Source organism: Fimbriimonas ginsengisoli Gsoil 348 (genome assembly GCF_000724625.1).
Taxonomy (GTDB): Bacteria; Armatimonadota; Fimbriimonadia; order Fimbriimonadales; family Fimbriimonadaceae; genus Fimbriimonas; species Fimbriimonas ginsengisoli.
This window is the reverse complement of sequence record NZ_CP007139.1, coordinates 857,318-869,764: the sequence shown is the minus strand read 5'-3', so window position 1 is coordinate 869,764 and position 12,447 is coordinate 857,318. Positions and strand designations below refer to the sequence as shown.

At 61.2% G+C, this 12,447-nt stretch carries 12 protein-coding genes and 1 tRNA gene; 7 read left to right on the top strand and 6 right to left on the bottom strand.

The annotated features are described in order from the left end of the window. The first annotated feature begins 15 nt into the window (after window positions 1-15). Window positions 16-2,640: a WD40/YVTN/BNR-like repeat-containing protein gene (locus OP10G_RS04040; RefSeq protein ID WP_025227162.1), complete on the top strand. Its 2,625-nt coding sequence runs from the start codon at window positions 16-18 to the stop codon at window positions 2,638-2,640. A gap of 49 nt (window positions 2,641-2,689) precedes the next feature. Here the strand turns inward: OP10G_RS04040 and OP10G_RS27780 are convergent, their stop codons facing one another. Together OP10G_RS27780 and OP10G_RS25605 are read right to left on the bottom strand one after the other, a co-directional pair. Then, window positions 2,690-2,911 carry a type II toxin-antitoxin system HicB family antitoxin gene (locus tag OP10G_RS27780; protein ID WP_084178800.1) on the bottom strand — a complete coding sequence of 74 codons (222 nt, stop codon included), beginning with the start codon at window positions 2,909-2,911 and terminating at the stop codon, window positions 2,690-2,692. Then, window positions 2,908-3,099 carry a type II toxin-antitoxin system HicA family toxin gene (locus tag OP10G_RS25605; RefSeq protein WP_084178799.1) on the bottom strand — a complete coding sequence of 64 codons (192 nt, stop codon included), beginning with the start codon at window positions 3,097-3,099 and terminating at the stop codon, window positions 2,908-2,910. The genes OP10G_RS27780 and OP10G_RS25605 overlap by 4 nt, the downstream gene beginning before the upstream one ends. A gap of 84 nt (window positions 3,100-3,183) precedes the next feature. Between OP10G_RS25605 and OP10G_RS04035 the strand changes: the two genes are divergently transcribed. Further along, window positions 3,184-3,387, top strand: coding sequence for a hypothetical protein (locus OP10G_RS04035; protein WP_025227163.1), 204 nt, complete (start codon window positions 3,184-3,186; stop codon window positions 3,385-3,387). 258 nt (window positions 3,388-3,645) lie between these two features. Continuing rightward, window positions 3,646-3,721 (top strand) — tRNA-Ala (locus OP10G_RS04025). Between the two features lie 224 nt (window positions 3,722-3,945). On the opposite strand, the gene OP10G_RS04020 is transcribed toward OP10G_RS04025, so the two are convergent. Next, window positions 3,946-4,953, bottom strand: a complete 1,008-nt coding sequence (locus OP10G_RS04020; protein WP_025227164.1) for a DUF2332 domain-containing protein — start codon at window positions 4,951-4,953, stop codon at window positions 3,946-3,948. Window positions 4,954-5,019: 66 nt separating this feature from the next. On the opposite strand from OP10G_RS04020, the gene OP10G_RS04015 reads away from it, so the two are divergent. Then, entirely contained in the window at window positions 5,020-6,351 is a 1,332-nt protein-coding gene (locus OP10G_RS04015) for an alpha-L-fucosidase (RefSeq protein WP_025227165.1), read from the top strand. Window positions 6,352-6,525: 174 nt separating this feature from the next. Beyond that, on the top strand, window positions 6,526-6,957 hold the full coding sequence (locus OP10G_RS04010) for a DMP19 family protein (protein ID WP_227625056.1): 432 nt from the start codon (window positions 6,526-6,528) through the stop codon (window positions 6,955-6,957). Window positions 6,958-6,995: 38 nt separating this feature from the next. Here the strand turns inward: OP10G_RS04010 and OP10G_RS04005 are convergent, their stop codons facing one another. Next, complete coding sequence (locus tag OP10G_RS04005) at window positions 6,996-8,393, bottom strand: ATP-binding protein (RefSeq protein ID WP_025227167.1); 1,398 nt, start codon at window positions 8,391-8,393, stop codon at window positions 6,996-6,998. Further along, window positions 8,390-9,103 (bottom strand): response regulator transcription factor, encoded by a 714-nt coding sequence (locus tag OP10G_RS04000; protein WP_227625055.1) that lies wholly within the window; start codon window positions 9,101-9,103, stop codon window positions 8,390-8,392. Before OP10G_RS04000 ends, OP10G_RS04005 begins: the two co-directional genes overlap by 4 nt. 68 nt (window positions 9,104-9,171) lie before the next feature. On the opposite strand from OP10G_RS04000, the gene OP10G_RS23940 reads away from it, so the two are divergent. Together OP10G_RS23940 and OP10G_RS03990 are read left to right on the top strand one after the other, a co-directional pair. Continuing rightward, window positions 9,172-9,972: a prepilin-type N-terminal cleavage/methylation domain-containing protein gene (locus OP10G_RS23940; RefSeq protein ID WP_025227169.1), complete on the top strand. Its 801-nt coding sequence runs from the start codon at window positions 9,172-9,174 to the stop codon at window positions 9,970-9,972. A gap of 1 nt (window position 9,973) precedes the next feature. After that, complete coding sequence (locus OP10G_RS03990; protein ID WP_025227170.1) at window positions 9,974-10,372, top strand: hypothetical protein; 399 nt, start codon at window positions 9,974-9,976, stop codon at window positions 10,370-10,372. 139 nt (window positions 10,373-10,511) lie between these two features. Here the strand turns inward: OP10G_RS03990 and OP10G_RS03985 are convergent, their stop codons facing one another. Further along, a complete protein-coding gene (locus OP10G_RS03985; RefSeq protein ID WP_038472489.1) occupies window positions 10,512-12,419 on the bottom strand; it encodes a YjhG/YagF family D-xylonate dehydratase in 1,908 nt (635 codons plus the stop codon). Between the last annotated feature and the right edge of the window lie 28 nt (window positions 12,420-12,447).

The window sequence follows — 12,447 nt, the reverse complement described above, 5'->3', positions numbered from 1 at the left end:
GGATATGATTCGGTCATGCACTCGGCGATACGTATGCGCGTGGTCGTGGCTGGCCTCGCGAGCCTCCTCTCTGCCGCTTCTTTTGGACAAAGCGTCGACCCGTCGCTGCTTGGCGGTCTGAGCTATCGCTTGGTCGGCCCATTCCGTGCCGGCCGGTGCCTTGCGTGCACCGGCGTGCCAGGGAATCCGGACAAGTTCTACTTCGGGGCGGTTGGCGGCGGGATTTGGGTAAGCGAAAACGCGGGGCTTACTTGGACGCCGATCTTCGACCAGATGCACGCGGCGTCGATCGGAGCGATCGCGGTGGCGCCAAGCAAGCCGGAGGTCGTCTACGTCGGTTCGGGCGAGGCCGATATGCGGTCGGACATCCAGCAGGGTGACGGCATGTACAAGTCGACGGACGGCGGCGCGACATGGGCGCACATCGGCCTGGAAGACACGCGCCAAATCGGCAAGATCCTCGTCGATCCGCAGAACGAGAACGTACTTTACGTGGCCGCGCTCGGCCACCAGTTCGGGCCGAACGAGGAGCGGGGCGTCTTCAAGTCGGTAGACGGCGGCGCGACGTGGACCAAATCCCTGTACCTCAACGCGGACACCGGCGCCATCGACATGGTGATGGACCCCACAGACCACAACACCCTCATCGCTTCGATGTGGCAAACCCGGCGTCCGCCATGGGAGGTCTACCCTCCGAGTAGCGGCCCGGGGAGCGGTCTCTACAAGTCCACCGACGCCGGAAAGACCTGGTCGAAGATCACGGGCCACGGGCTACCGGGCGCGTTCGGACACGTCGGTCTTTCCATTTCCAATGCGAATCCGAATCGCGTCTACGCCGTTGTGGACACGAACCGCAAGACCGGAGGCGGCGTCTTCGTCTCCGAAGACAAGGGCGCCAACTGGACGTTGGCAACGGCCGATGAGCGGCTCTGGGGACGGGGTTGGTACTTCGGCGGCATCACCGCGGATCCAAAGGACGCCGACGCCGTCTACGTGATGAACACCGGTATGTATCGATCCACGGACGGCGGCAAGACGTTTCTACCGATCAAGGGAGCTCCGGGCGGCGACGACTACCACACGCTCTGGATTAACCCATCCGACCCGAAACGGATGATCTCCGCCACCGATCAGGGGACGATCGTCAGCATCGACGGCGGCAAAACTTGGAGCTCTTGGTGGAACCAGCCGACCGGCCAGTTCTATCACGTCATCGCGGACAATCGTTTCCCCTATTGGGTGGCGGGCGCCCAGCAGGATTCGGGGGCGATGGCGGTCCCCAGCCGTTCGAATCATGACCACATCAGCATGCGCGACTGGCGTCCCATGTCGGTAGGCGGGGAGAGCGGGACCATCGCCGCCGACCGGCTTCACCCGGGGACGCTTCTCGACGACGGCGGAACGATCGAGCGGCTCGATGACGGCTGGCATAAATCGGTAGATCCTACCAAGGGTAAGCCGGGCGGTCCCTGGCGCAAGGCGTGGACCCTCCCAATTGCCGCCTCGCCGGTCGATCCCAAGGTCTTTTACACGAGTCGCCAGTCCGTCTTTCGAAGCGGCGACAGCGGTAATAGCTGGCAGATCATCAGTCCCGACCTAACGAGGCAAACCCACACGACACCAACGAATCTGGACGGCCCGACGGCTGCCGACATCGACCCCGCTCCGCATCATGGCGTCGTCTTTTGGCTTGCGCCCTCTCCCAAAAAAAGGGGCACGCTCTGGGCGGGCACCGACGACGGACTAATCTGGCTGACCCGGGACGACGGCAAGCACTGGGAGAATGTGACGCCCTCTCAGCTGACTCCGTGGAGCACGGTCGGCATTATCGATGCTTCGCACTTCGATGCGGACACCGCCTACGCCGCAATCGACCGGCATCGCCTCGACGACAACAAACCGTACATCTACCGAACGCGCGACGGAGGCAAACATTGGGACCTCATTACCACTGGCTTGCCCTCGGGCGAGTTTGTTAATGTCGTCCGGGAGGATCCGGTTCGGCGGGGGCTGCTTTACGCCGGCACTGACTGGGGCGTTTTCGTGTCTTTCGACGACGGCGCCAATTGGCAGCCGCTTCAATTGAACCTGCCTCATGCCTCCATGCGCGACCTCGTCATCGCCGGTAACGATCTCGTGGTGGGAACTCACGGACGGGCAATCTGGATATTGGACGATCTATCGCCTCTAAGGCAGATCTCCACGTCGACGCGGTCGACCACTCTCTTGGCCCCCTCGCCCGCCGTCGTGTTTATACGAGGTCCGGGGTTCGACGACGGCACCCCTCTACCGATCGAGGAGCCGCGGGGGGAGAATCCGCCCTACGGGGCGATGATCGACTATGTTCTGGCCGAGCCCGCGCATCTGGTGACCGTCAGAGTGACCGACGCTCATGGAAAGGAAGTCGGAAAAGCGTCCAGCAGCGATAAACCTCGGCCGCCAGATCCGAGCCGGTTGACCATCGCTCCTTACTGGGTTCGTCCGGGATCGACCCTATCGACCGGTCCGGGAGCCCACCGCTTCGTCTGGAACTTCGGTGAGCAAATGGCGCCGGGCGACTACGAGGTCGCGTTAACGGTCGATGGCAAAGTGTACAAGCAGCGCCTGAAGCTCCTCGCGGACCCAAGGCAAAAGCGGTAACCGTGGATTCTGGCGGGGTAGCTCGCGCCCCAGCCCTACTACGCCCGGCTCAGACGACCTCTACAACGCCAACAAGCGTGGATGGATGAGGGATTTCATCGCCGAATTCCCTCATCACTTGAATGTGCCCTTCGACCGCTTCACGGATATTTCGTTGGATCTCGTCAAGTGTTTTTCCGGTTGAAACGCACCCGGGAAGGTCGGGGACGTAAGCACTCCAATTGGAACCTGGTTGGGTCTCATAGACGACGGAATAAGCTAATGAACTCATCGTAGGCCTGCCTGTTTTAGGATGCTGTTCTCGGTTTTAGGGTGAAGGTCGTCAGAAAAGTGTCCGGGTATGGTCACCGTTCCTGGCTTGGTTGGATGCCGGTAATGTCGGTGGCTTCCCGTTTGGCGAACCTGCTTCCATCCGTCCTGTTCAATCTTTCGAATGGCGTCCCGAACGGTCACGCACATCATTCTACGACCGTCAAGCGCCAACCGACTCGGCGAGAATGCATTATGGGAAACCTGCGAAAGGGACGTTGAGTCCCAGAAGGTATGAGACAGGCGACCTTACCGATTCCGGAAGTAGGAATCATTGCCGCGACGCGCGGCCTGGGTGGGGCTGGAGCGGCGTTGCTGCTGGCGGACCGAGTTTCTAAGGAGAACCGTAAGCGGGTGGGGTGGACGCTCTTCCTGATCGGACTCCTCAGCACCGTTCCGCTCGTGATGGACATCGTCAAGAAGAGCGAAACGGTCTAGGGGACTATCCGCCTCGCGTGATCCCTCAAAACTAAAACCGACCGAAGCTTCGCCGTTCGGTCAGAACAAAAGCTCACCTGCAAGTTTCCGATGGTCCTCTTGGGGGGAAAGGCCTTCCTTTGCCAGGACGGCAGGCTCCGCACCTGGGGGTCGCTCAGGCTTGCTTCCTCGCTCGCCAAGACCAGGCAAGGCTGAAGGAAGTTCACCGAGACCCTCAAATCCCCGTAATAGGCGCAGAGGTATAATTCCAAACCGTCCGGGGATGTAGCTCAGTTGGGAGAGCGCTGCAATCGCACTGCAGAGGTCGTGGGTTCGAATCCCATCATCTCCACCAGCCTTCGCCTTCGGCTACGGCTGGCAAGCCGCAAGAAGGCGAAGGCTGCCCGCCGTAGCTCGCGAGAGCGAAGGAGGGTTCAATCTGTACCACTTGCACTTACCAAACGGAACGGTTCCAAAGCATTTTGGAGGCACATTGCGATACGTGTATCTTCTTCGGAGCATTGCTTACCCAGAAGAGACGTACGTAGGTTGCACCGAGAACCTCGTGACCCGCATAGATCAGGGATCACCCTGATCGAGCCATTCCACCCACCGGCCGTGGCCCTCGGTTCGGGCGAGGGGAATCTCTCTTTGCCTTCCGCCGGAAACGACGGTGGCGTGCAGGTGCGGATGAATGTTGTTGAAAACATGGATGACGTCGCGATCTCGGCCGAGTCGCTCGATCGCCGCCAATAGCTTCCCTTTCTGCTCACTGGATAATTGATTGGCCACATGGGTGTGAAAAACATAGGGGACTACGTCGGAAGGAATTTCCTGTATGACACTGGGAAGGAGTTCGATCCCGTCCCCTTTTCTCATCTCAATGTCGAACTCTCTCTGAACCAGGATCGCCTCGGTCAGCAACGTGATCCGCTCGGTATGATCGGGCCAGATTAAGGCACGTAGCCAGGCGGCGTCCGCCTCAGAGTTCATGTCGAGGGGATTCAGGTCGAGCCCGTATCGGCGGAAGATTGGAGAACCGGAGTTGCCAGCGGGCGGATTAATGCTGCCCCTTAAGACCGACGTCAGACAAAGTCGGCCTTTGGCGTTCCCGAACTCGGTCCTTCCTTCGAACTGGTACCTGTGCTGTTCAAACACGAGATTCAAGCCTGCGCTCGCGCCAATCTCGATGAGGGCGACCGGACGCCGGCCAATTTCTTCCGAAAGGCGTAAGAAGGCGCAGTACAAGTAAATCGATCGTCGCACTTCGTTGGTCTGAACAATCCTTGTGTTCATTAGGTGCAGCAGTTCGGTACGCCGACGCCGGGCGATATCGACAACTTTCTCAAAGGCGACTTCGGCCGTGTCGCCGGCATCGATGTCCCTCCCTTCTTCGGCGAGCACGACACGAACCGACGAGAACAATAGGTTCGCGAACGGTTGGTTGCTCGGTCCTTCCGCCACCAACTCCAGAAGCTCCGGAGAATCGGCGACCCGTAGAGCGAGACCGGCGTAGATCGGCGACGAGTGGGCCGCCTCCGATCGGGCAAATTCCCGAAACTTTTCGGCGAGGATTTCGTGAGGCATCGGGTTAGAACCTGTCTCTTCGTGTGAGGCCAGTGTATCGGCGCGGTAGTAAAGGAAACTAGTGCAATGGAAACCCGCCAAGACGTCATCGCCCACACAGACCAGCCCCTTAAAGAGAAGCCTGAGTGGCTGCGCGAGCGGCTGGAGTGGTTTCAGGATCAGAAGTTTGGGCTGATCCTTCATTGGGGGCCGTACGCTCTGTGGGACTGCTGCGAGTCTTGGCCGCTCTCGCCCGGGGACGAATGGGCTCGCAACGACGGCATGGAGTGTTGGACCAGCCGGGGGAAAGACCTCGAGCTTTTTCAGCGCGACTATTGGGCGCTGAACCGCAGCTTCAATCCGATCAAGTACGACGCGGAGAAGTGGGCGGAGGTGGCCAAGCACGCCGGCATCCGGTACGTGGCGATGACCACGAAGCACCACGACGGGTTCTGCATGTGGGACACCTCGACGACCGAGTACCGCATCACCGGGCCCGAGTGTCCGTTCCACACCGACCCGCGCTCGGACGTCTATATGGGGCTTTGCGATGCGTTTCAGTCGCGCGGAATGGCGATCTCGTGCTACTTCAGCAAGGCGGATTGGCACTCGCCGCACTACTGGTCGCCCGATAAGCCGGTCGTGACCCGCCAAGCGAACACTCAGGGCACGCCGGAATGGGATAAGTTCGTCGACTTCACCCACCGCCAGATCCGGGAACTGATGACGAACTATGGAAAGATCGACATCCTGTGGCTGGATGCCGGCTGGGTGAAGGACGAGCGGAACGAGAGCCTCGACATGCCCAAGATGATCGCGATGGCGCGCGAACTGCAGCCGGGACTCATCGTGGCCAACCGGACGGTGGGAGACGAATTCGAAGACTTCATCACCCCCGAGCACCAGATTCCGGACGCTCCGCTGGATGAGCCGTGGGAGTCGTGCCTGTGCATGGCCGAAAACTGGAAATACCATCCGCGCGACGTCTACCGCTCCACGTCGGAGATATTGCGCATGCTCATCGACATCGTGTCGAAAGGCGGAAACTTCCTTCTGGGCGTTGGACCGACCCCGGAAGGGGAATTCCCCAAGCCGGCCATGGAGCGCCTGCGCGAGATCGGCGACTGGATGACGGTCAACGGAGAGGCGATCTATGCCACCCGAGCCATTGCCCCCTATTCGGAGGGGGAGACCCGGTTCACGCGCCAAGGGAACCGGGTGTTTGCCTTTCTGCTTGATGAGGCAGTGCACGGCCTTCAAGCGCTCCGGCCCTCGGCCGGCGCCGAACTGCGGTTGCTCGGCTCCGACGATCCAGTCTCCTTCTGGGAGAGCGAAGGTGGCATCGAGTTCCGGCTTCCCGATTCGGCCGGCAACCTTCCCCGTCCGCTTGTCCTGAACTTTTCACTCGAGCCATCGTAGGGTTCCGAGTCGCTAATATTCTCATCAAGACCTTGTCATGGAGATCGTAAAAGTAGTGGATGAGGGCGAACGGATCGGTATTAGGTAGATTCGCAGAAGCGACATTCACACGAGACGGATATGGATCCACGAGAGATATTCGAAAAGTATAGAAGTAAGACGTTACAAGAACTCTTGCCTATCGTCGGACCTGATACAAAGACAGATCTGCTCTTCGTCGTTGTCCGTCACTTGATGTTAAAGCCACAAAGCGAGTTATCCAAGGCAGAGCGGATGATCGTCGCGGTAGATTGGTTGGATACCCAGGTAGGGGCGGATGGCTTCTATGGATTCTTCGCCTATGACTTAGGGTCTACGCCGATCATTGTTGAGGCGCTTGAATCGATCGGTTGCCCAAAAACGGCCTCAATCGTCGCAAAGGCAATTGCCGTCCTAGGCCCCGTGGATCTCACCGACCCTAAAGCACTTGATCAGGCCGTTGACCGAGATGGGGTGTGTGAGCGGTTGTCAGAGATCGACTTCCTATATTACGATGAGCCAGAACCTATCGAAGATCATCTCTGGGCGTTCATCGAGCGCTCCGTCGACGACATTCATCTTCACTAGGCCGCCTCCGGTTTCCGGTAGTGAGGAAAGGAATGGTCTCAACTCGTACTCTTAGATGTTAGAGTGAACGTCACCTCGGTTCCCACCCCCGGCTTGCTCGACAGTGAGATAGACCCACCCAGCGCCCGAGCGATTCCCTGGCATATCGGCAGCCCGAGGCCGGTGCCGCCGTCGGAGCGGGAACGGGAGGGGTCGACTCGGTAGAAACGGTCGAAAAGGTGCGGGAGGTGCTCGGGGGCGATGCCGCATCCGGTATCGCGCACCCGGATCTCGGTCGGGGTGGCGCTGATCGTCACTCTGCCGCCCGGTGGCGTGTGCCGAAGGGCGTTCGCAACCAAGTTCGAGAGTAAACGCTCGAGGTACCGGGCGTCGCTCCCGATCACCAGACTGCGGTCAACTTCACTTTCCAGCTTCACGCCGCCGGCCGTCGCTTGCGATCTAAACATGTCGAACACGGAATCGACTACTTCGGCGACCACCACGGGTTCGCGTACCGGCTCCAACTGGCCGGCGTCGGATCGGGAGAGAAAGAGAAGGTCGTTAACCAGACGCGTCATACGATCGGCCGCGCGGTCGGCGCATTGCAGGGCGACCCGATACTCTTCGGTCGACGGCGGTCCGGACAGTGCCAGACTGGTGTTCGCCTTCATTGCGGTCAGCGGCGTGCGTAGCTCGTGTGAGGCGTCCGCGATGAAACGGCTTTGGGAGTCGAACGACGACTCCAGCCGCCCTAACATCCGGTTGAAGACCGCGGCCAGACGCCCCAGTTCGTCCGGCCTGGTCTCCGGCAACCGGCGTCCGAGGTTCTCACCGTCGATCGTCTCGGCGGCCTCCGCCATCCACCGAATCGGCTTCAACGCTCGTCCGGTCAAGAACGCGCCGCCGAAGATCGCCACGATCAGGGCGAACGGGATGAGGTGAATCAAAACCCCATCGAGATGTCTAACCGTCCGATCCTGCTCCCGCACCGATCGCACAGTCTCGATGACGAACCGAACCTGTCCCCCCGACACCACGGGATAGGAGATCAACCGGGCGGCCTCCCCGTCGAGAGTAATGGGCCGGTAGTCCGTCGTACCCGAGCTTGCGACGCGAAACGAATGCCACTCATAGGGTCCAGGCGGGTGAGGATTCAACAACGTCGTGGCCGGAATCGGAACCCCGTGGATGTCGAAGATGCGGATCGGCACGCGAAGCTCTTCACCGTTTCCCAGCGCATTTCGAAGCTGACTCATCGCTGCGGTCAGCCGGTCGCCATTTCGCGCGTTTGTAAGCTGTTCGTGCCCCCGCGCCTCTCCCAGAAGCTCGGTATCGACCTGACGCATCAAGTCGCCGGCTACAAGGTAGTGAAGGACCAAGCCGCTCAGGACCAGCGCCCCGGCCAAGACCGAGGCGTTGTACAGGGTCAGCCGGAGGCGCAAAGAACGGATGATCATCGCGCCTCGTAATCTGGCCGTCGGAGCGAGTACCCGAGACCGTGGACCGTTTGAATAAGCCTGGGAAGGTGCGGCCGTTCGATCTTGTCTCGAAGCCGTTTGATCTGAACGTCGACCACGTTCGAAAAGCTCTCCTCGTTATCCCAAATCCGATCCTGGATCAAATCGCGCGTGAGCACGCGTCCCTCGTTCAGCGCCAGTGCCTCCAGTAGCGCGTACTCGCGCGGTTTGAGGTCGACCTCCTGGCCGTCGATCCAGACCGCGTGAGCGTCGGTATCGAGGGTGAGATGCGCGATCCGGACGACTTTTCCCCGGTTCACCTTGTCGCGTCGCAAGAGGGCACGCACTCGCGCCAGCAGCTCTTCGAAGTCGAACGGCTTCACTAGGTAATCGTCGGCACCGGTGTTCAGTCCCTGCACCCGGTCGCGCACCGCATCCCTCGCTGTGAGCATCAGAACCGGAGTGGAGACCCCGGCTGCGCGAAGCGACTCGCAGACCTGAAAGCCACTTAGCTTGGGAAGCATGAGGTCCAGTACCACCGCGCCAAAGCTGCCGCCGAGCGCCAGTTCGAGGCCGGCGGCTCCGTCACCCGCGGTCTTTACCAGGTAGCCCGCCGCGCTCAAACCGCGGCCGATCACATCGGCGATTGCGGAGTCGTCCTCGATCAGAAGAATAGTCATCCCGTCGACTTCCACTTTATCGCGGTTCATTTTTCGTTCATTTCTTAGCGGGATGATCTTCCTTGCCGCCCGAATCGGGAGGGCAAGGTGAGTTAAAGATGACAAGACGGGGGTTTACCCTTATCGAATTACTGGTGGTGATTGCGATTATCGCCATCCTGGCCGCGATTCTGTTTCCGGTCTTCGCGCAGGCCAAGGAGGCCGCCAAGAAAACGACGTGCGCGTCGAACCTGCGGCAGCTCGGCAACGCGGAAGCGCTGTACCTGGCAGACCACGACGATGCCTACCAGCCCGCCTACGTGAGCGAAGGGACCTACGGCAGTCCGGTGCGGAATCAGCTTCAGCGGTACGCCGGATCCGACGAAATCTTCTACTGCCCCGGCCGTGCCGACGCCGGTTGCATGAACCTTGACGGAGGGCAGGGCCGCTGCTATGGATACGGCTACAACTGGGGTTTCTACAACCCCTGGGACGACGGGATCGGTCTCTTAAAGCCGGTGATGCCGGCGCCCGGGATCCACGACTTCATCCTGCCCGGAAAGCCGGGTTCGGAGCTAACGGCCCCCTCCACGACCTTTCTCTACGGCGATACTTGGTCGACCGAGGAGTATCGCTTGGCGGTCTTCGAGCAGTGGAACGGCGCCGGGTCGGCGCGCCACTCGGGCCGGCTCAACTACGTTTATGCGGACGGCCACTGCAAATCGCTTGCCCAGCGCCACGGGGTCACCCGCCCCGATCAATACGTCGTCGGCAATAAGGCGCGGACTCACGAAATCGGAGAGGGAGACACGCTTTCGCCCACCGATCTAACGAGCTACTGCAGCGCGCCCGAGTCGTCGGACTGCACCCAAATCGTGGCGTGGTTCTTGGCGAACACCACTTTCGATAACGAGAAATAGCATGAACAACCACCGGAAGAAATCTCTCGTCGTTCTCCTCGCCCTATTGGCGATTTGCGGCTCCGTCGGCGCCATCTATCTCGCCTCTCCGCGTCACACCGCTTTGCACGGGAGCGAGCACCGACCGAAAGTTTCGCAGTCGCGGGGAATGACCGACAAGCTCACCGCCGGGTTGAACCTTAACCCCGCCCAGCGCTCGGCGGTGTCGAAGGTCGTCGACGATGTGCAGGAGAAGATGTCGTCGCTCTTCAACGATCCTAAACTAACTTCGAAGGAACGTCAGAAAAAGGCTAGCGAGCTTCTCAAATCCGCCTCCGCCCAGATCGAAGCCCATCTCGACCCGGATCAGCGGAAGCGATTCGAAACGATGATCGTCTCCGCCCACGGAGGCCACGGCTAGACGTGGCACGGCGCTTCCAGCCCGTGTGTATCACGACCATCCTGGTCGTGAACGTAGCATCGGCTCCCAGCCGATGAACCCTACGACCGTACCGGTCGTGTGAACAGGCCAAGGGCAGGATGCCCTTGGGATCCACTGGCTAGAAGCCAGTGCCACTGAGCTTGCCGATAATCGCCTCAACGTCGTAGACGCACCCGCCCCAGAGGCCGCCGCTGGCGGTGATGAGGGCGGCCCAGAGGCGGGTGTCGTCGGGCAGGAGTGGGTGCGACGACAGGTCGTCGCGCGACGGGCGCGACGTAAAATCCGGCGGATCGACGACGTTCACCGTCGCCGTCATGTGGATACGATCGACGATGATTTCGATCGTATCGCCATCGCGAACGCACCCGATCGGCCCTCCCGCCAACGCCTCGGGGCCGACGTGCCCGATGCATGCCCCCGTGCTGACGCCGGAGAATCGCGCATCCGTGATCAACGCGACCTCCTTTCCAAAAGGAAGGTATTTCAACGCGCTCGTAAGCTGATACGTCTCCTCCATCCCGGTCCCGAGCGGGCCACAACAAGTGAGCACGATCACGTCACCGGCTTTGACTCCGCCCGATTTGATCGCGGCAATTGCCGCGTGCTCGCTCGTGAAAACCTTCGCCGGCCCGCGCTTGCGATACACGCCGTCGTCCCCTACCACGGACGGATCGATCGAGGTCGCTTTGATGACGCTCCCCTCCGGCGCAAGATTTCCCACCGGAAAACAAAGGGTGCGCGTGAGCCCCTTCGCGGCCGCCTGGTCGGGTGAGGAGATTACGTCGTCCGGATCCACCCCGTCCTTTTCGACGAGAACTTGGCGAACCCGTTGCCGCCGCTCGGAGCCTTCCCACTCGTCCAGGTTTTCGCCCACCGTTTTCCCGCTTACGGTAAGGCAGTCGGTGTTTAGCACGCCCATTCGTCGCAGGTGAAGCATCACCTCGGGGACACCGCCGGCCAGATACAGACGCACCGTCGGGTGGTCGGCCGGACCATTCGGCAGAACGTCCACTAGGCGCGGAACCATGCGGTTCACCCGGCTCCAGTCTTCCACCGTCGGCCGGCGAAGCCCCGCTGCGTGGGCGATGGCGGGGATGTGGATGAGGAGGTTAGTCGAGCCACCGCACGCCGCATGGACGAGCATCGCGTTCTCGATCGCCTTATCGGTGAGGATCCGTTTGCCGTCGATCCCGTTTCGGTCGAGCTCCAGCATCGCCAAGGCGGTTCGCGTGGCGATCTCCAGCCAGATCGGCTGCCCGCTCGGCGCCAGCGCCGCGTGGGGCACCGTCATTCCCAGCGCCTCGGCTACCGCTTGGGCGGTCGCGGCGGTCCCGAAGAATTGACACCCTCCGCCGGGAGTCGCGCACGCTCGGCAACCTGCTTCGGCGGCTTCTTTCAAGGTGATCAACCCGTGCGAGAATCGAGCCCCGATGCTCTGGATCTTGCCCGCGTCCTCGCCATGGGCGGGAGGTAGTGTGACTCCTCCGGGCACGATGGCGCACGGTAAATCGCGCATCGCCGCCAGGGCCATCATCATTGCGGGCAGCCCCTTGTCGCAGGTGGCTACCCCGATCACGCCGCGACGATTGGGGAGCGAGCGAATCAAGCGCCGCAGAACGACCGCGGCGTCGTTTCGGTACGGGAGGGAGTCGAACATCCCGGTCGTCCCCTGGGTCCGGCCGTCGCACGGATCGGACACGAAGCCCGCGAACGGGATCGCCCCTTGCCGCGCCAACTCCTCCGCGCACTCGCGCACCAAGAGCCCGACTTCCCAGTGTCCGGTGTGGTAGCCGAGGGCGATCGGTTTCCCGTCGACATCCCGAAGTCCGCCCAGAGTGGAGAGGATCAGAAATTCGTTCCCGCCCAGCTTCGCCGGATCCCACCCCATTCCGGCGTCTTGAGAGAGACCGAACAGATCGCCCGAAGGGCGATCCAGCAGCATCTCCGCCGTCAGCGGCAGTTCCCCCAGGGGACCGGGAGAGGTTGTGGCGACGTCGTACAGGTCAGGGTTTGGCAACGAGTCTATCGTAGCATCGGCTCCCGGCCGATGCTAC

Excerpts from the sequence above, each read along its gene's own strand:
- OP10G_RS04040 (WP_025227162.1), top strand. The coding sequence starts at position 16 with ATGCACTCGGCGATACGTATGCGCGTGGTCGTGGCTGGCCTCGCGAGC.
- OP10G_RS27780 (WP_084178800.1), bottom strand. The coding sequence starts at position 2,911 with ATGAGTTCATTAGCTTATTCCGTCGTCTATGAGACCCAACCAGGTTCC.
- OP10G_RS25605 (WP_084178799.1), bottom strand. The coding sequence starts at position 3,099 with ATGTGCGTGACCGTTCGGGACGCCATTCGAAAGATTGAACAGGACGGA.
- OP10G_RS04035 (WP_025227163.1), top strand. The coding sequence starts at position 3,184 with ATGAGACAGGCGACCTTACCGATTCCGGAAGTAGGAATCATTGCCGCG.
- OP10G_RS04020 (WP_025227164.1), bottom strand. The coding sequence starts at position 4,953 with ATGCCTCACGAAATCCTCGCCGAAAAGTTTCGGGAATTTGCCCGATCG.
- OP10G_RS04015 (WP_025227165.1), top strand. The coding sequence starts at position 5,020 with ATGGAAACCCGCCAAGACGTCATCGCCCACACAGACCAGCCCCTTAAA.
- OP10G_RS04005 (WP_025227167.1), bottom strand. The coding sequence starts at position 8,393 with ATGATCATCCGTTCTTTGCGCCTCCGGCTGACCCTGTACAACGCCTCG.
- OP10G_RS04000 (WP_227625055.1), bottom strand. The coding sequence starts at position 9,103 with ATGAACCGCGATAAAGTGGAAGTCGACGGGATGACTATTCTTCTGATC.
- OP10G_RS23940 (WP_025227169.1), top strand. The coding sequence starts at position 9,172 with ATGACAAGACGGGGGTTTACCCTTATCGAATTACTGGTGGTGATTGCG.
- OP10G_RS03990 (WP_025227170.1), top strand. The coding sequence starts at position 9,974 with ATGAACAACCACCGGAAGAAATCTCTCGTCGTTCTCCTCGCCCTATTG.